Consider the following 18,826-nt stretch of genomic DNA (forward strand, 5'->3'; position numbering starts at 1 on the left):
TCGCGGGTCAAGCCCGCTCCCACAACAAGCCCGCGCCTACATCAGGCGCGGTCGCGTTCCAGGAGCGGCTTGAGGTAGTAGCCGGTGTACGACTGCTTCATCTCGGCGACTTCTTCTGGTGTGCCGCAGCCGATGATCTGGCCACCTTTGGAGCCGCCCTCAGGGCCGAGGTCGACGATCCAGTCAGCGGTCTTGATCACGTCCAGGTTGTGCTCGATCACCACCACGGTATTACCGTGGTCGCGCAGGCGGTGCAGAACATCAAGCAATTGCTGGATATCCGCGAAATGCAGACCTGTGGTCGGCTCATCGAGGATGTACAGGGTTTTGCCGGTATCGCGCTTGGACAGCTCACGAGACAACTTCACTCGCTGTGCCTCGCCACCGGACAGGGTGGTTGCTGACTGTCCCAGCTTGATGTAGGACAGGCCAACATCCATCAAGGTCTGCAGCTTGCGCGCCAGTGCCGGTACGGCGTCGAAGAACTCACGGGCCTCCTCGATGGTCATCTCAAGGACTTCGTGGATGTTCTTGCCCTTGTACTTGATCTCCAGGGTTTCGCGGTTGTAACGCTTGCTCTTGCAGACATCGCAAGGCACGTAGATGTCCGGCAAGAAGTGCATTTCGACTTTGATCAAGCCGTCGCCCTGGCAAGCCTCGCAGCGTCCACCTTTGACGTTGAAGGAGAAACGCCCCGGGCCGTAACCGCGCGAGCGCGACTCGGGAACGCCGGAGAACAGTTCGCGGATCGGTGTGAACAGGCCGGTGTAGGTCGCCGGGTTCGAACGCGGGGTGCGTCCGATCGGGCTCTGATCGATATCCACCACCTTGTCCAGATGCTGCAGACCATCACAGCTGTCGTGCGCAGCGGCTTCCAGGGTACTGGCGCCGTTGAGGGCAGTTGCGCTGAGCGGGAACAGGGTGTTGTTGATCAGGGTCGATTTGCCTGAACCCGACACGCCCGTTACGCAGGTCAGCAGGCCGATCGGGATGTCGAGGTCGACGTTCTGCAAGTTGTTGCCGCGAGCGCCTTTGAGCTTGAGCGAAAGCTTTTTGTTGCGTGGCGTGCGTTTGGCCGGGACGGCGATCTTCACGCGCCCGGACAGGTACTTGCCGGTCAGCGAGTCGGGGTGGGCCATGACGTCGGCGGGCGAACCCTCGGCAACGATCTGCCCGCCATGCACACCGGCACCCGGGCCGATGTCCACCACGTAGTCGGCCAAGCGGATGGCGTCTTCGTCGTGCTCGACGACGATCACCGTGTTACCGATGTCGCGCAGGTGATTGAGGGTTGCCAGCAAACGGTCGTTATCGCGTTGGTGCAAGCCGATCGAAGGCTCGTCGAGGATGTACATCACTCCGACCAGGCCGGCGCCAATCTGGCTGGCCAGGCGGATGCGCTGCGCTTCACCGCCGGAGAGAGTGTCGGCGCTGCGATCGAGGGTCAGGTAGTCGAGGCCGACATTGACCAGGAACTGCAGGCGCTCACAGATTTCCTTGAGAATCTTGTCGGCAATTTCGCCGCGTCGCCCCGTCAGCTTGAGGCCGCCAAAGTATTCGCTGGCATCACCGATCGGCAGGTTGGTCACTGCTGGCAGGGTCTTTTCACCGACCCAGACGTGACGGGCCTCGCGGCGCAAACGCGTGCCACGGCAATCCGGGCATGGCTGGGTGCTGAGGAACTTGGCCAGCTCCTCGCGAACGGTGGCAGATTCGGTCTCGCGGTAGCGCCGTTCAAGGTTTGGCACGATGCCTTCGAACGGGTGCGAGCGCTTGACGATGTCGCCGCGGTCATTGAGGTACTTGAAGTCGACGTTTTGCTTGCCGCTACCGTGCAGAATCACTTTCTGCTGTTCAGCGGGCAGTTCGCCGAAGGGCACTTCAAGGCTGAAGTCATAATGCGCAGCCAACGAGCCGAGCATCTGGAAGTAGTAGACGTTACGCCGGTCCCAGCCACGAATCGCACCTTCGGCCAGGGTCAGTTCACTGTTGACCAGGCGTTTGGTATCGAAGAACTGTTTAACCCCCAGGCCATCGCAGGTCGGGCAGGCGCCGGCCGGGTTGTTGAAGGAGAACAGCTTGGGCTCCAACTCGCTGATCGCATGGCCGCAGATCGGGCAGGCGAAACGCGCGGAGAAAATCATTTCTTCGAACGGCTCGTCATCCATCGCGGCAACCAGAGCGATACCGTCGGCCAGCTTCAGCGCGGTCTCGAACGATTCAGCCAGACGCTGCTGGAGGTCCTCACGGACTTTGAAGCGGTCGACCACCACTTCAATGGTGTGCTTTTTCTGTTTGTCGAGCTTTGGCAGCTCATCGAGTTCGAACAGCTTGCCGTTTACCCGGGCACGGACGAAACCTTGCGCGCGCAGCTCATCGAACACCGCCAGATGCTCGCCTTTGCGTTCGCGAATCACCGGGGCCAGCAGCATCAACTTGCTGCCTTCAGGCTGGGCCAGCACCAGATCGACCATCTGGCTGACCGTTTGCGCCTCCAGCGGGATGTCGTGGTCCGGGCAGCGTGGCGTACCTACGCGGGCGTAGAGCAGACGCAGGTAGTCGTAGATTTCGGTAATGGTGCCGACGGTCGAACGCGGGTTGTGCGAGGTCGATTTCTGCTCGATAGAAATCGCCGGTGACAGCCCTTCAATGGTGTCGACGTCAGGCTTTTCCATCATCGACAGGAATTGCCGGGCATAGGCCGACAGCGACTCGACGTAGCGGCGTTGGCCTTCTGCGTACAGCGTGTCGAAGGCCAGCGAAGACTTGCCGGACCCGGACAAACCGGTGATGACGATGAGTTTGTCCCGGGGCAGGGTCAGGTCGATATTCTTCAGGTTGTGGGTTCGTGCCCCACGAATCAGGATCTTGTCCACTGCGGCCTCGCTTGGCGGGCATAACATAAACGATTGAGTATACGGCTCCCTGCCATTACGCGGCAAAGCGTCACGTATATGCCGTTACGCGGTGGGACTGATAGAATCGCCGCCGGTTCACACGAGGTTTATCCATGCACGATTCCCACAGCGAACGCATGAGTGGCAGCGAAACCCGCGCCGCAAGCGGCCTGGCCCTGGTGTTCGCCTTCCGTATGCTCGGCATGTTCATGGTTTTGCCAGTGCTGGCGACCTATGGCATGGACCTGGCTGGCGCGACGCCTGCGTTGATTGGCCTGGCTATTGGTGCCTATGGCCTGACCCAGGCATTCCTGCAAATCCCGTTTGGGATCATCTCTGATCGCATCGGCCGGCGCCCAGTGATCTATCTCGGGCTGGTGATTTTTGCCCTGGGTAGCGTGCTGGCGGCCCAGGCGGATTCGATTTGGGGCGTGATCGCCGGGCGCATCCTGCAAGGTGCCGGGGCGATCTCGGCTGCCGTCATGGCGTTGCTGTCAGACCTGACCCGTGAGCAACACCGCACCAAGGCCATGGCCATGATCGGCATGAGCATCGGCCTGTCGTTTGCCGTGGCCATGGTGGTTGGCCCGCTGCTGACCCGTGCCTTTGGCTTGTCCGGTCTGTTCCTGGCCACTGCAGCCATGGCCGTGGTGGGTATCGCCCTGATTGCCTTCGTCGTGCCGGCGTCACACGGCGCTTTGCAGCACCGTGAGTCAGGCGTCGCCAAGCAGGCCCTGGGGCCGACCTTGCGCCACCCTGATCTGTTGCGCCTGGACGTGGGTATCTTCGTTCTGCATGCGATCCTGATGGCCAGCTTTGTTGCCTTGCCGCTGGCGTTCGTCGAGCGTGGCGGCCTGCCCAAGGAAGAGCATTGGTGGGTGTACCTGACCGCCTTGCTGGTCTCATTTTTTGCAATGATCCCGTTTATCATTTACGGCGAAAAAAAGCGCAAGATGAAACGTGTCCTGCTGGGCGCGGTCAGTGTTTTGATGCTTACCGAGGTGTACTTCTGGCTGTCGGCTGACAACTTGCACGAACTGGTGATCGGCACCGTGATATTCTTTACTGCCTTCAACCTGCTGGAGGCATCCTTGCCTTCGCTGGTGAGCAAGGTGTCGCCTGCTGGCGGCAAGGGCACGGCGATGGGGGTGTACTCCACCAGCCAGTTCCTCGGTGCTGCACTGGGAGGCATTCTCGGTGGCTGGTTGTTCCAGCACGGTGGCTTGAGCACAGTGTTCCTGGGCTGCGCCGCCTTGTGTGCCGTGTGGTGGATTGTTGCGCTGAGCATGCGTGAGCCGCCGTACGTGACCAGCCTGCGCATGCCGTTGTCGGCCGAGGCGGTCCGCGAAGCGGGACTGACCGAACGGCTGTTGGCCGTACCGGGTGTGACCGACGCAGTGGTGGTAGCCGATGAAGCTGCCATCTATATCAAACTTGATACACAAATTTTGGATCGCACGACCCTGGAGCGCCTGGTAAACCCGGCCTCCGAAGCGTGCGAAGCCTAGGAGAACGTTATGGCCCGTGGGGTTAACAAAGTCATTCTGGTCGGTACGTGCGGCCAGGATCCAGAAGTCCGCTACCTGCCCAACGGTAACGCCGTGACCAACCTGAGCCTGGCTACCAGCGAGCAGTGGACCGACAAGCAGACCGGCCAGAAGGTCGAGCGCACCGAGTGGCACCGTGTGTCGATGTTCGGCAAGGTCGCCGAGATCGCCGGTGAGTACCTGCGTAAAGGTTCGCAGGTGTACATCGAAGGCAAGCTGCAAACCCGCGAGTGGGAAAAAGACGGCATCAAGCGTTACACCACTGAAATCATCGTCGACATGCAGGGCACCATGCAGCTGCTCGGCGGCCGTCCACAGAACCAGGACGGTGGCAATCAGTACAACCAGGGTGGCAACCAGGGCGGTAACTACAACCAGGCGCCACGCCAGCAGGCTCCACGTCCGCAGCAAGCGCCACAGCAGCGCCCGGCGCCGCAACAGGCGGCACCACAGCCAGCTCCGGATTTCGACAGCTTTGATGACGATATTCCGTTCTGACGAGCACCTGAGCGAAAACTGTATAGTTTTCCTTGAAGAACCCCGCACTTGCGGGGTTTCTTTTTTTTTGGGGAGTGATAGCTGCTGGGCTGTTTACGGCCTTTCGGTATTTCAAGCGGGTACCGCGCCTCGCCGAGCAGGCGACTGGGCAAACTGACTCATAGCACTATGAAGGTTGTTTAGAAATCTGACCTATAAATTCGGGGTTTTTTCTTATTGTGCAGTAAGAATTTTCCCAAGTTTATTTTTTTGCAATGTCTTAGGTTTTTCAGCGCTATGGCGCTCGTTAGAATTCACAAGGAAATTATTTCTGGTGAATGAAATGCGAATGAGTGAGAGTGAAAGGCTGAAGTGGACAGTTATGGTGGGTTCCTTGCCAGGGGAGTACGTGGTTGAAACGTTTTCTGATCACTACGCTGCACATATAAAGTCGAAAGAAGTGGGGGAGCCGGCAGGCTTTCTCAGCTTTATCGGGCTGCTGATTGGCGCGGTGATTTGCTTGGTTGGTTTTTTGATGGCCATCTTCGGGCCGTCCACGGTAAAGGTCAGTATGTTAAGTGGTCCAACATTTTTCCAGTTTATACAACTCAATCCAGGGCCGATATTTAGTCTTGGCGCTATTATTATTGGTGTTTGCAACTGGGTGTTGAGTCCCGGCGTGGTGATGGCTCCCGACGAGTATTTGCTGAAGTACTATTCAGTTGAATGCCAGGGTGCCACTGAATTTAACGGCAATGTAGTAGCTGAATATAGGGGTGAGAACACCTTCATGATTTCCCCTAAAGACACACTCTCCTAGCTAACGTACACGAAGCTTTGTTGGGCGGATTGAATGCAAGAGCATGAAAGTGTGGCGCCGAAGTGGCAAGTCCTTGTAGACACCCTGCCTGGGGAATATGTAGTTGAAACCTTCGACGATGACTACGCTGATTACCTGGAGTCAACGCTGGACAGAGACCCCGTTGATGTTTTCTTCTCCAGGCTCGCTACGTGTCTGGGGATAGCAATTTGTCTGGTCGGTTTTTTTACCATTATCTTCGGGCCTCCGACGGTAATGGTCAGCAGATTTAATGGCCCCACGTTGATCCAGTATATTCAACTTCATCCTGGTCCTGTATTCAGCTTTGGCAGCCTTGTTATTGCCATCACCGAGTGGGCGTCGAGGGAAGAAATACTGACTCGCGAAAAATATTTGCTCCATTACTACTCGGTTCTGGGGGCGGATGCCATAGAGTTGAATGAAAAGGTTTCTGCTGAGTATTTAGGCGAAGGGGCTTTTCGCATTTTCAGCAAAGACTGATCTGTTCGCTCTGGGCAATCTGCCGTATTCAACGATGGAGGCTGAAGCTGGCCGAAAATACGGGCGACTTCAGACCATCCTTCGCTCGAGGCAATGTTAAGGCCGATTAGAACCAGCTTTTCTTGCCGACGACGTAAGTCTGCTCGAAGTCTTCTTCAGACTTGATCAGGTAAATAATGAATTCGATGAAGGCAATGATGCCGATGATCATCGACGGGATGCCGAGCAGCAACCAGCCGAACAGGAACACCAACAGCATGATCACGCCCTGAGCGGTGTAGCCCAGGTAAAATTTGTGCGCGCCGAACGCACCGAGAAAGAATGCCAGCAGGGCAGCCGGGATTTTTTTCGAGTTACCCACCAGTGTAGTGCTGTCGGCGTAAATCGCTTCAGCGGCGCTACCAGTGTTGGTGAAGTCTACACGGCTACCAGCTTTCGGCAGAACGGCGCTTTTCCATTGGCCGACTTCAAAGCTGTAACGGTTGCCATCGTCGCCAGAGATAACGCCATTGCGAGTGTTTGAGTCAAAACTCAGAATCTTGCCTTTCATTTGAAGCTCCTTGGACATTCACGTGCCGACTGTGGCGCGTTTCTTTCTTTGCGGTATAGAGTGGGACTACCTTCCCATGGCCATCATATTGCCATGGTTCTTGCTTGAAGTGTTACACGAGGTAAATGTCCGCGATCTGGCTAATGACCGCGTTCACAGCCCTGTGATAGGGCCTGTCCAAAGTGCCAGTAGTCTCCTGCCATCGCGCTTCCTGAAATCTTGACTACAGTATCAACTGGTGACTGCTGCAAAAGTCGCCACCGTGATCGTTCAAGAGACGCCGGCAACGTCCCGTGCGTCCACCACCTGATCAGGAGTGCACGATGGATCTCAACCGTCGGCAGTTCTTCAAGGTCGCAGCTGTAGGCCTTGGAGGCTCGAGCCTGGCGGCGTTGGGCATGGCCCCGACACCCGCTTTCGCCGAGCAGGTGCGTCACTTCAAGCTGGCGCATACCAAAGAAGCCCGTAACACCTGTCCTTATTGCTCAGTCGGCTGTGGTTTGATCATGTACAGCCAGGGGGATGGGGCCAAGAACGTGGCGCAGAACATCATCCATATCGAGGGTGACGCCGACCATCCGGTGAACCGCGGCACGCTGTGCCCGAAAGGCGCCGGCCTGCTCGACTTTATCCACAGCCCCAACCGCCTGCAGTACCCTCAGGTGCGCAAGCCGGGCAGCAAGGAGTGGACCCGGGTCTCCTGGGATGAGGCGCTGGATCGGATCGCCGATTTGATGAAGGCTGACCGTGACGCCAACTTCATCGAGAAGAACGCCCAGGGGCAGACGGTCAACCGCTGGCTGAGCGTCGGCTTTCTGGCCGCTTCAGCTTCGTCCAACGAAGCTGGCTACATGACCCACAAGGTTATTCGCAGTCTTGGCATGCTGGGGTTCGACAACCAGGCACGTGTCTGACATGGCCCGACGGTGGCAAGTCTTGCCCCGACGTACGGCCGTGGAGCCATGACCAACCACTGGACCGATATCGCCAACGCGAATCTGATCCTGGTGATGGGTGGCAACGCTGCAGAAGCCCATCCGTGTGGCTTCAAATGGGTGACCGAGGCCAAGGCGCATAACCAGGCCCGGCTGATCGTGGTCGATCCGCGTTTTACCCGAACCGCTTCGGTGGCCGACTATTACGCGCCGATCCGTACCGGTACCGACATCGCTTTCATGGGCGGGTTGATCAATTACCTGCTGACTGAAAACAAGATTCAGCACGAGTACGTGCGCAACTACACCGACGTCTCGTTCATCGTCAAAGCCGGTTTCAGCTTTGAGGATGGCTTGTTCAGTGGTTACGACGCTGACAAGCGTAGTTACACCGACAAGTCAGGCTGGGGTTACGAGTTGGGTGAAGACGGTTTTGCCAAGGTCGATCCGACCCTGCAAGACCCGCGCTGCGTCTATCAGTTGATGAAGCAGCACTACAGCCGCTACACCCCAGAGTTGGCCAGCCAGATTTGCGGTATGCCAGTAGACAGCATGCGCAAGGTCTGGGAAGAGATCGCCACCTGCTCGCAACCGGGCAAGACCATGACGATTCTCTATGCCTTGGGCTGGACCCAGCACTCCATCGGTTCGCAGATCATCCGCAGTGCGGCCATGGTCCAACTGTTGCTGGGCAACGTCGGCATGCCGGGTGGCGGGGTGAACGCCTTGCGCGGGCACTCGAACATCCAGGGGCTGACCGACTTGGGGCTGTTGTCCAACTTGCTGCCGGGTTACCTCACCTTGCCTTCGGATGCCGAGCAGGACTACGACGCCTATATCGCCAAGCGCGCCCTCAAGCCGCTGCGACCTGGGCAGATGTCCTACTGGCAGAACTACGGCAAGTTCCATGTCAGCCTGATGAAGGCCTGGTACGGCGCCAATGCCACGGCTGAGAACCGCTGGGGCTACGACTACCTGCCGAAGCTCGACATCCCGGGTTATGACGTCCTGAAGATGTTCGACATGATGGCCAAGGAACAGGTCAACGGTTACTTCTGCCAGGGCTTCAACCCGATTGCTGCCTTGCCCGACAAGAACCGCGTCACCGCAGCGCTGAGTAAACTCAAGTGGTTGGTGGTGATGGATCCGCTGGCCACCGAAACTTCCGAGTTCTGGCGCAACGCCGGGCCGTTCAACGATGTCGATTCGGCGAACGTGCAGACCGAAGTGATTCGCCTGCCCACCACCTGTTTTGCCGAAGAGGACGGCTCGCTGGTCAACAGCAGCCGCTGGCTGCAATGGCACTGGAAAGGTGCTGAAGGCCCGGGCCAGGCCCGTACCGACGTGTGGATCATGAGTGCCCTGTTCCTGCGTCTGCGCGAGCGCTATCAGCGTGAAGGCGGCGCCTGGGCCGAGTCGATCCTCAAACTCAACTGGCCGTACAAGGTGGCGCACGAACCGACGCCGGAAGAAATCGCCAAGGAGTTCAACGGTTACGCCGTCGCCGATGTCACCGATGCGACCGGGGCGACGATCAAGGCCGGGCAGCAATTGGCGGGATTCGCCCAACTCAAAGACGATGGCAGTACTGCGTCTGGTTGCTGGATCTTCTGTGGCAGTTGGACCGAGCAGGGCAACCAGATGGCCCGGCGCGACAATGCCGATCCGTTTGGCATGAAGCAGAACCTGGCCTGGGCCTGGGCCTGGCCGGCGAACCGGCGGATTCTCTACAACCGGGCGTCGGCGGATGTCCAGGGCAAGCCCTGGTCGCCGAACAAGCGCTTGGTGTGGTGGAACGGCAAGGCCTGGGGCGGTACTGACGTGCCGGACTTCAAGGTCGATGTTGCGCCAGAAGCCGGAATGAACCCGTTCATCATGAACCCCGAAGGCGTGGCGCGTTTCTTCGCCCTCGACAAGATGGCCGAAGGGCCGTTCCCGGAGCATTACGAACCGTTCGAAACACCGATCGGGGTCAACCCGTTGCATCCGGACAACAAAAAGGCGATCAGCAACCCGGCTGGTCGGGTGTTCGATTCGGTGTGGGACAGCCTCGGGCAAGCCAAGGACTTCCCCTATGCCGCCACCACTTACCGGCTGACTGAGCACTTCCATTTCTGGACCAAGCATTGCCCGATCAACGCCGTGACCCAGCCGGAGCAGTTCGTCGAAATCGGTGAAGCGCTGGCCAAGGAGAAGGGTATCGCTGCGGGCGACCGGGTGCGTGTTTCCTGCAAACGCGGGCATATCGAGGCGGTGGCGGTGGTCACCAAGCGGATTCGGCCGTTGCAGGTCAACAACCAGACCGTGCATCAGATCGGTATTCCGCTGCATTGGGGCTTTACCGGGGTAACCCGGCACGGCTACCTGACCAACACCCTGGTGCCGTTCCTCGGTGACGGCAATACGCAAACGCCGGAATCGAAGTCGTTCCTGGTCAACGTGGAGAAAATCTGATGGCTAGCCAAGACATCATCGCCCGTTCGGCCACCACCACGGCGCCGTCGTCGATCCGTCACCAGGAGGAAGTCGCCAAGCTGATCGACACCACCAAGTGCATCGGTTGCAAGGCCTGTCAGGTGGCGTGTTCGGAATGGAATGAGCTGCGGGACGAGGTGGGGCACAACTACGGGACCTACGATAACCCCCACGACCTGAGCGCTGAAACCTGGACCCTGATGCGCTTCACCGAGCATGAGAACACCGAGGGCAATCTGGAATGGCTGATCCGCAAGGACGGCTGTATGCACTGTGCTGACCCAGGTTGCCTGAAGGCGTGCCCAAGCCCCGGGGCGATCATTAAGCATGCCAACGGCATCGTCGACTTCAATCAGGACCACTGCATCGGCTGCGGTTACTGCATTACCGGCTGCCCGTTCAACATTCCGCGGATTTCGCAGAAGGACCACAAGGCGTACAAGTGCACCTTGTGTTCCGACCGCGTCGCGGTAGGGCTGGAACCGGCGTGCGTAAAAACCTGCCCGACGGGTGCCATCGTGTTCGGCAGCAAAGAAGACATGAAGGAGCATGCTGCCGAACGCATCGTCGACCTCAAGTCGCGCGGCTTTGAGCACGCTGGCCTCTATGACCCGGATGGCGTGGGTGGTACTCACGTGATGTACGTGCTACACCACGCCGATCAGCCAAAACTCTACGCCGGCCTGCCGGACCAGCCGGTGATCAGCCCGTTGGTGGGGCTGTGGAAAGGCGTGAGCAAGCCGCTGGCGTTGCTGGCGATGGGCGCCGCAGTGCTGGCCGGGTTCTTCCACTATGTGCGCATCGGCCCGAACCGGGTCGAGGAGGACGAGCACCCGAGCGCGCCAGACACCAGTGTGCACGTGGTTGACCCGACCGTGCATGTGTACGACCCGAACAAGCCAGGTGCGCAAGGGGAGGAGCGGCCATGAAAGACAAACCCATCCTGCGCTACAACGCTAACGAACGTACCAACCATTGGGTGGTGGCGATCCTGTTCATCATGGCGGCATTGTCGGGGCTGGCGCTGTTTCACCCGGCGCTGTTCTGGCTCAGTCACCTGTTTGGCGGTGGGCCGTGGACGCGCATCCTGCACCCGTTCATGGGCGTATTGATGTTCGTGTTCTTCCTCGGCCTGGTGCTGCGTTTCTGGCGGGCGAATTACTTCATCGCCAATGACCGCCAGTGGCTCAAGGGTATTGGCCGGGTGATGCGCAATGAAGAGGAGGGCGTGCCGCCAATCGGCAAGTACAACCCCGGGCAGAAGCTGCTGTTCTGGACCTTGCTGCTGTGCATGCTGGTGCTGTTGCTCAGTGGCGTGGTGATCTGGCGTGCCTGGTTCAGCCAGTACTTCAGTATTGGCTCGATTCGCCTGGCGACACTGCTGCATGCGCTGGCGGCGTTTGTGCTGGTGCTGAGCATCATTGTGCACATCTATGCCGGGATCTGGATCAAAGGCTCGGTCAGCGCCATGCTGCATGGCTGGGTCAGCCGCGCCTGGGCGAAGAAGCACCATGAACTGTGGTACCGGGAAGTGACCCGGGAAGATCCACCCGACTCGCAGATCAGCAAAAAAGGATGATCATTTGAGCACCATTCTCGAGCCCGGACAGATCGAAGCGGCGGCCAGCACGCCGCCGTTTCTCTACCTGCCACCGGTCAATCTGTTTGCCTTGCGCGCGGCGCGGCTGGACACCCTCGCAGTGGGAAATGCGCTGGGAGACTACCTGCGTCTGGTGGCCGAACTGTGCCGCATCCAGCAAAGCCTGCTAGACCAGCCGCCTGTCGCGGCACCCGAGCAGACGCAGCGCCAACGCCTGTGCCTGGAACACGGCTTGCCACCATTGGCTGCCGATAGCCTGGTGCGCGAGGGGCACTGGTTGGCGTACCTCGATGCGCTGTTGCAGCGCTATGTGGCGCCCGCCAATGCCGAACTGCTTGCGGCAGTGGGCCGACTGCGTGAGGCCAGTGACGAGCAACGCAAACTCTGGGGGATTGCCTTGTTGACCGGGCAATTCAGCGCCGTGCCCGCCGCGCTGGTGCCGTTTTTGGGGGCTGCGCTGCAGGCAGCGTGGAGTCATTGGCTGCTGAACGTGCCGAGCGCCGATCTCAAGGCCGCTGATAGTCTGTGCCAGTGTCCGGCGTGTGGATCACCGGCGATGGCCGGGGTGATCCGCCATCGCGGTAAGTACAACGGTTTGCGCTACCTGGTGTGCTCGCTGTGCGCCTGCGAATGGCATGTGGTGCGGGTCAAGTGCATTTACTGCGAGCAGAGCAAGGGGTTGACCTATTTCAACCTTGACGATGACCGCTATGCCGCAGGTAAAGCACCGTTGCGTGCCGAGTGTTGTCCCGGCTGCAAAAGCTACCTGAAGCAGTTGTATCTGGAGTGCGATGCCGAGGCAGAGGCGCTGTCGGCAGACTTGGCGAGCCTGGCGCTGGACATGCGTCTGGATCAGGAGGGTTTCCAACGGTTGGCGCCGAACCTGATGCTGGCGCCGGGAGGGGAGTGAGGCTAGGGTCTACACTATCGCGCCTGTGGGAGCGGGCTTGCCCCGCGATCTGCACCATACCGTCGAAGGTACCCTCCAGAATGTCTTCCAACCTTGCCAAACTACCGACACGCCTGCCCTCCATCGACACCCTGTTGCGCCACCCCGCCTGCCAGCCGCTCACAGACCGCTACGGCCGCGATGCGCTACTGGCCAGCTTGCGCCAGCTCCTCGACGACTTGCGCGAACCTACCAGGCTTGGCCAGCTGGAGGCTGCCGAGTTGTCACCGGCGGTACTCGCCGGTCGTGCGGGTGAACGGCTCGCGGCCCAGCACCGCAGCCAGGTCCGGCGGGTGTTCAATCTGACCGGCACGGTGTTGCACACCAACCTGGGGCGGGCGCTGTTGCCACAGGAGGCCATCGATGCGGTGCAGATGGCCGCGCGTTACCCGCTGAACCTCGAATTCGATTTGGCCACCGGCAAGCGCGGCGACCGCGATGACCTGATCGAAGGCTTGATCCGCGAACTGACTGGCGCCGAGGCGGTGACCGTGGTCAACAACAACGCCGCTGCCGTACTGCTGGCGCTCAACAGCCTGGGCGCGCGCAAGGAAGGCATCATCTCCCGCGGTGAGCTGATCGAAATCGGCGGTGCCTTTCGTATTCCCGACATCATGGCCCGCGCCGGGGTCAAACTGCATGAAGTCGGCACTACCAACCGCACCCATGCCCGCGACTACGAAGCGGCCATCAGTCCACGCAGTGGCCTGCTGATGCGTGTGCATTGCAGCAACTACAGCATTCAGGGCTTTACCACTCAGGTCGAAACCAAGGCGCTGGCGCAGCTGGCGCATCAGCATGGCTTGCCACTGCTTGAAGACCTCGGCAGCGGCAGCTTGCTTGATCTGACGCGCTGGGGGCTGCCTGCCGAGCCGACCGTGCGCCAGGCGCTGGCTGACGGCGCCGATATCGTCACCTTCAGTGGCGACAAGCTGCTCGGCGGCCCGCAAGCGGGCATCATCGTTGGTCGCAAGGAGCTGATTGCCAAGATCAAGAAGAACCCGCTCAAGCGTGCCCTGCGGGTCGACAAACTGACCCTCGCCGCGCTGGAAGCCGTGCTGGGCCTGTACCGCAACCCCGACCAGTTGGCTGAGCGCTTGCCCAGCCTGCGTTTGCTCACCCGCCCACAGCCAGAGATCCTTGCTCAGGCTCAGCGTCTGGCGCCGGTACTCGGGCAGGTATTGGGCGCTGACTGGGACGTTGCCGCAGTGCCAGCGTTGAGCATGATCGGCAGTGGCAGCCAGCCGGTGGCCCGTCTGCCCAGTGCCGCCTTGTGCCTGCGACCGCAACAGACCAGGCGCTTGCGTGGGCGTAGCCTGCGTGGCCTTGAAGAGGCGCTGCGGCATTTACCGATTCCAGTGCTAGGGCGCATTGATGATGACGCCTTGTGGCTAGACCTGCGGCAACTGGATGACGAAGCCGGCTGGCTGGCGCAATTGCCTGAGCTGCAGCGGCTGGAGGCGGTGAGGTGATTGTCGGTACGGCAGGCCATATCGACCACGGCAAAACCTCATTGCTCGCTGCCCTGACCGGGCAAGTAGGTGACCATCGTCGTGAAGAGCGCGAGCGTGGCATGACCATCGACCTGGGCTATCGCTATGCGAGCCTCGAAGCCGATGCGCCGTTGACCGGCTTTATTGACGTGCCGGGCCATGAACGGTTTATCCACAACATGCTGGCCGGTGCGCAGGGTGTTGATCTGGTGGTGTTGGTGATTGCCGCCGATGACGGGGTTATGCCGCAAACCCGAGAGCACCTGGCGATCGTGCAGTTGCTCGGTATTCCCCGGCTGGTGGTCGCTATCAGCAAGTGCGATCGCGTCGAGCTGCGCAGAGTCCAGCAGGTGCACGCGCAAGTCAGTGATCTGCTGGCCGCCGGGCCCTATGCTGGCGCCGAGCAATTTCCCCTGTCCAGCGTCACCGGTGAGGGTGTCGATGCCTTGCGTCAGGCGTTGATCGCGGCTCAGCGCACGGTACGTGAACGCAGCCGCCGGGGCGGCTTTCGTCTGGCCATCGACCGCGCTTTTGCGGTGGCCGGGGCTGGCATTGTGGTAACTGGCACCGCGCTGGAGGGGCAGGTGCAGTTGGGCGACACGCTCTCGCTGGGCAAGGCGGGAAAATCGGTGCGGGTGCGCGGGCTGCATGCGCAGAACCAGCGGGTGGCCGAGGCCTGGGCAGGCCAGCGGGTGGCGCTGAACATCAGTGCCGAGCGCCTGGAACTTGAGCAGATTCATCGCGGCGACTGGTTGCTCGCCGAGTGGCTGCACGGGCCGACGCAGCGGGTGGATATCGAGCTGCACTTGCTGGCCAGTGAAACCCGCAGCTTTGCCCATTTCAGCCCGGTCCATGTGCACCTGGGAACCCAGGATGTCAGTGCCCGTGTGGCACTGTTGCAGGGCGAGCTGCTGTTGCCAGGTGAGCGCATGTTCGCCCAGTTACAGCTCAATGCGCCGTTGCAGGCGGTGCATGGCGATCGCTTGGTGCTGCGCGATCACAGCGCACAACGCACCCTCGGCGGTGGCCGGGTGCTTGATCCGTATGCGCCGGCGCGGCAACGTCGAAGTGAGGCGCGGCTGGCGCAGTTACACGCACTGGCCGAAGCCGACGGCCTGGAGCAGGCCTTGTCGGCACTGTTGGCCAACGACGACGTTGGCCTCGACCCGCAGCGCCTGGAGCGTCAGTTCAACCGTCTGCGTAGTAGCTGGGTGTTGCCAACGGATGTTCAGGTGATCGCCACACGCCAGGGCCCGTTGATGTTCACCACGGCGCGTTGGCAGACATTGAAGCAACGCGTGCTGGAGCAGTTGGCACGCTTTCATCAGCAAGAGCCCGACCAGCTCGGCCCCGACCGTGATCGGTTGCGTCGTTTTGTTGCCCTGGCGCTGGAGCGCCCGGCGTTTATCAGCCTGCTGGATGAACTGCTCGCCAGCGGGGCGATTGTTGGCAATGGGCCCTGGCTGCATTTGCCTGAACATCAGATACGCCTGAGCGAAGCTGACGAGGCCTTGTGGCTACAGCTACAACCGCTGCTCGAACAAGGACAATTCGACCCGCCGTGGGTGCGTGATCTGGCCAAGGCGCTGGGGCAAGAGGAAGCGCCAGTTCGACTGTTGCTGCGCAAACTGGCGCGCCTGGGACAGGTGCACCAGGTGGTGCGTGATCTGTTCTATCCCCAGGCCACAATCCGACAAATGGCAGCTATGCTGTTGCAGCTGGCCAGCGACGATCCGGTGGTGCAAGCGGCGGCGTTCCGTGATGTGCTGGGTATCGGCCGCAAGCGCAGCATTCAGGTGTTGGAGTATTTTGACCGGATCGGCCTGACCAGACGCGTCGGTGACCGGCGTCAGGTTCGTACCGACAGCGCCCTGGCACAATCGCCAGGGCTTTGAGTTCAAGGAAGGCAATCGCGCCCGGTGGCGCGGCCGGGCTTCAAACCCGGTTGGGGACGGCAGCCGTTCCCGGGCAGGTTCGACTCCCGCTGCCTTCCGCCATTTTTACTGCACCCGTTCGCCGCACAGGTCCAGTGCGAACCAGTGCTGCGCCGTGGCGATGTCCAACCCGGCACCGAGCAGCGAAAACAGTTTGCCCAGCGCTGCTTCACGGGTCATGCCGCCCGCCGAGACCAGCCCGGCATCGCGTAGCCGGCTACCTGCTGCGTAAGTGTCGAACCGCACACTGCCTTGCGGGCACTGGCTGATCGCGACCATTAGCACGCCGCGCTGGCGCGCTTCGGCCAAGGCCTGGAGCAAGGCCTCGTCATCGGAGGGGCCGGTGCCGCTGCCGTAGCATTCCAGCAGCAAGCCTTTGACCCCGCTGTTGATCAACGCACGCACATGAGCGGCCTGCAGCCCCGGGTAGATCGGCAACACCGCGAGGTTTACTGGCACACGCGGCTGGCAGTAGCTGAGCACCGCTGGCAGCTGTTCAGCGCGCCGGCCCTCGCGATGCCGTGGGAGTGCAGCAAAGGCATCGAAGGCTTCGCTGCGCTGCTTGCTGGCGCGGGCGCCGTGCAACAGTTGACCGGCAAAATACAGCTGCACGCCGTTGTCGATCCCTGCCTCGAACAAGCGCAGGGCACCGCACAGGTTGTCCCAGGCATCGCTGTCTGGGGCACCGGCGGGCAGCATCGAACCGGTCAGCACCACCGGCACTTCCAGTTCGAGCAACAGAAACGACAACGCTGCGGCGCTATAGGCCAGGGTGTCGGTGCCATGCAGCACCAGGACGCCGTCGTGCCCCTCTTGTTTCACCGCCTCGACAATCACGTCGCGCATCGCCAGCCAGTTGGCTTGCTGCATGTTGGCGCTGTCCAGCAACGGTGACAGTTCACGCAACGTCCAGTCGATGCTCGGTGAGTGCGGATCGCTGGCCAGGTAGTCGCGCATACGCGGCTCGAAACCACCGGCAGGCGCCAGGCCTTGCGGGGTTTCGAGCATGCCGATGGTGCCTCCGGTATAGAGGACCAGCAGGTTTTTCACGCTGCGCATATCAGTGCTGCGGCTGCGCGGTAGCTGTTGCAGTGGCCTGTGCATCGGCTGCGGCTGCCGGCTTGGTTGGCCAGGCTTGCAGATCCAGATCCAGGTCGCTGAACTTCGCGGCGTCGAACACCGGCTGCTGGATACCGGCTTTGCGTTGTTCGTCGTAGTCACGCATGACCCGCAGGCCGACCTTGAACAGCAGGGCCAGGGCAATCAGGTTAACGAAGGCCAGGCAGGTCATGGTGATGTCAGCGAAGGCAAACACGGTGGACAGGTTCTGCACCGAACCCCAGACGATCAGCGCCAGTACCAGGGCGCGATAGCCCAGCAGCACCAGACGGTTACGGGTGAGGAACTGCAGGCTGGTTTCGCCCAGGTAGTAGTTGTACAGAATGCAGGTGAAGACAAACAGCGACAGTGCCACGCTGACGAACAAGCGGCCCCAGTCACCCACGACGGCTGCCAGCGAGTTCTGGGTCAGGACAATGCCATCCCCTTCAAAACCCGGGGTGTAGAAGCCGGACAGCAGGATCAGCAGCGCTGTGCAGGTGCAGATAACGAAGGTGTCGAGGAACACACTGAACGCCTGTACCACACCTTGTGCGCCGGGGTGACGCACGGCCGCCACGGCGGCGACGTTCGGCGCGCTGCCAAGGCCGGCTTCGTTAGCGAACACACCACGCTTCACGCCCATGACAATGGCGCTGCCGAGCAGGCCGCCAAAGGCTGGATCAAGGCCGAAGGCACTCTTGAAGATGGTTTCCAGCATGGCTGGAACGTGCTCGATCTGGCTGCCGATCACGTACAGGGTCACGCCGATATAGGCCAGGGTCTTGACCGGGACCAGCAGGTCGGACACCGAGGCAATACGCTTGATACCACCGAGGAAGACGATGGCCAGCAACACGGCCAGGGCGATGCCGGTGTGCTGTGGATCGAAGCCGAAAGCGTTCTGCAGCGAGTGGGTCACGGTGTACGACTGCAGGCCGTTGAAGGCAAAGCCGTAGGTCACCAGCAATAGCAGCGAGAACACAACGGCCATGGTTTTCAGCTTCAGGCCGTGCTGAATGTAGTAAGCCGGGCCGCCACGGTACAGACCATCACCGTCGCTGCGCTTGTAGACCTGAGCCAGGGTGCATTCAAAGAAGCTGCTGGACATCCCCACCAGGGCCGTGACCCACATCCAGAACACCGCACCTGGGCCGCCCAAGGTGACGGCGATGCCGACACCGGCAATGTTGCCCGCACCGACACGACCGGCCAAGCTCAGCATCAGTGCCTGGAACGAACTCAGTTGGCCTGCCTGGCCGCGCAACGACTCCTTGAACACACCGAACATGTGGCCGAAATGGCGGAATTGGACAAAGCGGGAGCGGATGGTGAAATAGCTGCCGAGTCCGACGATGAGCACGATGAGGAGTTTCCCCGAAAGGAAATCGTTGAGCGCTTCGAGCATGGAGTAACCTCGATTCTTGTTTTTTTGCGTGAAAGACGAGGGCGCCGACGTCGATGCGCCGTGCCCCAGGCGCGCATAGTTGGCCAAGATAAACGTTGTTACAATTTCGCATGTTGCTCTGAGTTGATGCGACTTGATGCTA

14 protein-coding genes and 1 tRNA gene are annotated in these 18,826 nt (G+C 60.5%); 11 read left to right on the top strand and 4 right to left on the bottom strand.

Annotated features, from left to right (window positions below):
- Positions 1-41: 41 nt before the first annotated feature.
- Positions 42-2,876, bottom strand: a complete 2,835-nt coding sequence (gene uvrA, locus ACVWSC_RS02530) for an excinuclease ABC subunit UvrA (RefSeq protein ID WP_442111876.1) — start codon at positions 2,874-2,876, stop codon at positions 42-44.
- 134 nt (positions 2,877-3,010) lie between these two features.
- Here uvrA and ACVWSC_RS02535 point away from each other — a divergent pair, with 134 nt between their 5' ends.
- The 4 genes from ACVWSC_RS02535 to ACVWSC_RS02550 all read left to right on the top strand — a co-directional run bounded on the left by ACVWSC_RS02535 (position 3,011) and on the right by ACVWSC_RS02550 (position 6,242).
- Complete coding sequence (locus ACVWSC_RS02535; RefSeq protein ID WP_442111878.1) at positions 3,011-4,405, top strand: MFS transporter; 1,395 nt, start codon at positions 3,011-3,013, stop codon at positions 4,403-4,405.
- A gap of 9 nt (positions 4,406-4,414) precedes the next feature.
- Positions 4,415-4,942, top strand: coding sequence for a single-stranded DNA-binding protein (locus ACVWSC_RS02540; protein ID WP_133210680.1), 528 nt, complete (start codon positions 4,415-4,417; stop codon positions 4,940-4,942).
- Between the two features lie 328 nt (positions 4,943-5,270).
- Entirely contained in the window at positions 5,271-5,741 is a 471-nt protein-coding gene (locus ACVWSC_RS02545; RefSeq protein WP_442111880.1) for a hypothetical protein, read from the top strand.
- A gap of 33 nt (positions 5,742-5,774) precedes the next feature.
- Positions 5,775-6,242: a hypothetical protein gene (locus tag ACVWSC_RS02550; RefSeq protein ID WP_442111882.1), complete on the top strand. Its 468-nt coding sequence runs from the start codon at positions 5,775-5,777 to the stop codon at positions 6,240-6,242.
- Positions 6,243-6,348: 106 nt separating this feature from the next.
- Here the strand turns inward: ACVWSC_RS02550 and ACVWSC_RS02555 are convergent, their stop codons facing one another.
- Positions 6,349-6,792, bottom strand: a complete 444-nt coding sequence (locus ACVWSC_RS02555) for a TM2 domain-containing protein (RefSeq protein ID WP_442111884.1) — start codon at positions 6,790-6,792, stop codon at positions 6,349-6,351.
- A 323-nt stretch (positions 6,793-7,115) separates the two neighbouring features.
- Between ACVWSC_RS02555 and fdnG the strand changes: the two genes are divergently transcribed.
- From fdnG to ACVWSC_RS02590, 7 genes are all read left to right on the top strand, one after another.
- Positions 7,116-10,181 carry a formate dehydrogenase-N subunit alpha gene (gene fdnG / locus ACVWSC_RS02560; protein WP_442111886.1) on the top strand — a complete coding sequence of 1,022 codons (3,066 nt, stop codon included), beginning with the start codon at positions 7,116-7,118 and terminating at the stop codon, positions 10,179-10,181.
- Positions 10,181-11,131: a formate dehydrogenase subunit beta gene (gene fdxH, locus ACVWSC_RS02565; RefSeq protein ID WP_442111888.1), complete on the top strand. Its 951-nt coding sequence runs from the start codon at positions 10,181-10,183 to the stop codon at positions 11,129-11,131. Before fdnG ends, fdxH begins: the two co-directional genes overlap by 1 nt.
- Positions 11,128-11,781, top strand: coding sequence for a formate dehydrogenase subunit gamma (locus tag ACVWSC_RS02570; protein ID WP_442111890.1), 654 nt, complete (start codon positions 11,128-11,130; stop codon positions 11,779-11,781). Before fdxH ends, ACVWSC_RS02570 begins: the two co-directional genes overlap by 4 nt.
- 4 nt (positions 11,782-11,785) lie before the next feature.
- Positions 11,786-12,712, top strand: coding sequence for a formate dehydrogenase accessory protein FdhE (fdhE, locus tag ACVWSC_RS02575; protein WP_442111892.1), 927 nt, complete (start codon positions 11,786-11,788; stop codon positions 12,710-12,712).
- Between the two features lie 80 nt (positions 12,713-12,792).
- Positions 12,793-14,223 carry an L-seryl-tRNA(Sec) selenium transferase gene (gene selA, locus ACVWSC_RS02580; RefSeq protein ID WP_442111894.1) on the top strand — a complete coding sequence of 477 codons (1,431 nt, stop codon included), beginning with the start codon at positions 12,793-12,795 and terminating at the stop codon, positions 14,221-14,223.
- Positions 14,220-16,139, top strand: a complete 1,920-nt coding sequence (gene selB, locus ACVWSC_RS02585) for a selenocysteine-specific translation elongation factor (protein ID WP_442111896.1) — start codon at positions 14,220-14,222, stop codon at positions 16,137-16,139. The genes selA and selB overlap by 4 nt, the downstream gene beginning before the upstream one ends.
- 6 nt (positions 16,140-16,145) lie before the next feature.
- Positions 16,146-16,241 (top strand) — tRNA-Sec (locus ACVWSC_RS02590).
- Positions 16,242-16,244: 3 nt separating this feature from the next.
- Here the strand turns inward: ACVWSC_RS02590 and ACVWSC_RS02595 are convergent.
- Together ACVWSC_RS02595 and ACVWSC_RS02600 are read right to left on the bottom strand one after the other, a co-directional pair.
- Positions 16,245-17,237: an asparaginase gene (locus tag ACVWSC_RS02595; RefSeq protein WP_442111898.1), complete on the bottom strand. Its 993-nt coding sequence runs from the start codon at positions 17,235-17,237 to the stop codon at positions 16,245-16,247.
- A gap of 1 nt (position 17,238) precedes the next feature.
- On the bottom strand, positions 17,239-18,684 hold the full coding sequence (locus ACVWSC_RS02600) for an alanine/glycine:cation symporter family protein (RefSeq protein ID WP_442111900.1): 1,446 nt from the start codon (positions 18,682-18,684) through the stop codon (positions 17,239-17,241).
- Positions 18,685-18,826 lie beyond the last annotated feature (142 nt).

It is taken from the genome of Pseudomonas sp. NUPR-002, assembly GCF_056322725.1.

What these genes read in the sequence shown, in the direction of transcription:
- ACVWSC_RS02535 (WP_442111878.1), top strand. Translation starts at nt 3,011, where the DNA reads ATGCACGATTCCCACAGCGAACGCATGAGTGGCAGCGAAACCCGCGCC.
- ACVWSC_RS02540 (WP_133210680.1), top strand. Translation starts at nt 4,415, where the DNA reads ATGGCCCGTGGGGTTAACAAAGTCATTCTGGTCGGTACGTGCGGCCAG.
- ACVWSC_RS02545 (WP_442111880.1), top strand. Translation starts at nt 5,271, where the DNA reads ATGAGTGAGAGTGAAAGGCTGAAGTGGACAGTTATGGTGGGTTCCTTG.
- ACVWSC_RS02550 (WP_442111882.1), top strand. Translation starts at nt 5,775, where the DNA reads ATGCAAGAGCATGAAAGTGTGGCGCCGAAGTGGCAAGTCCTTGTAGAC.
- ACVWSC_RS02555 (WP_442111884.1), bottom strand. Translation starts at nt 6,792, where the DNA reads ATGAAAGGCAAGATTCTGAGTTTTGACTCAAACACTCGCAATGGCGTT.
- fdxH (WP_442111888.1), top strand. Translation starts at nt 10,181, where the DNA reads ATGGCTAGCCAAGACATCATCGCCCGTTCGGCCACCACCACGGCGCCG.
- ACVWSC_RS02570 (WP_442111890.1), top strand. Translation starts at nt 11,128, where the DNA reads ATGAAAGACAAACCCATCCTGCGCTACAACGCTAACGAACGTACCAAC.
- selA (WP_442111894.1), top strand. Translation starts at nt 12,793, where the DNA reads ATGTCTTCCAACCTTGCCAAACTACCGACACGCCTGCCCTCCATCGAC.
- ACVWSC_RS02595 (WP_442111898.1), bottom strand. Translation starts at nt 17,237, where the DNA reads ATGCGCAGCGTGAAAAACCTGCTGGTCCTCTATACCGGAGGCACCATC.
- ACVWSC_RS02600 (WP_442111900.1), bottom strand. Translation starts at nt 18,684, where the DNA reads ATGCTCGAAGCGCTCAACGATTTCCTTTCGGGGAAACTCCTCATCGTG.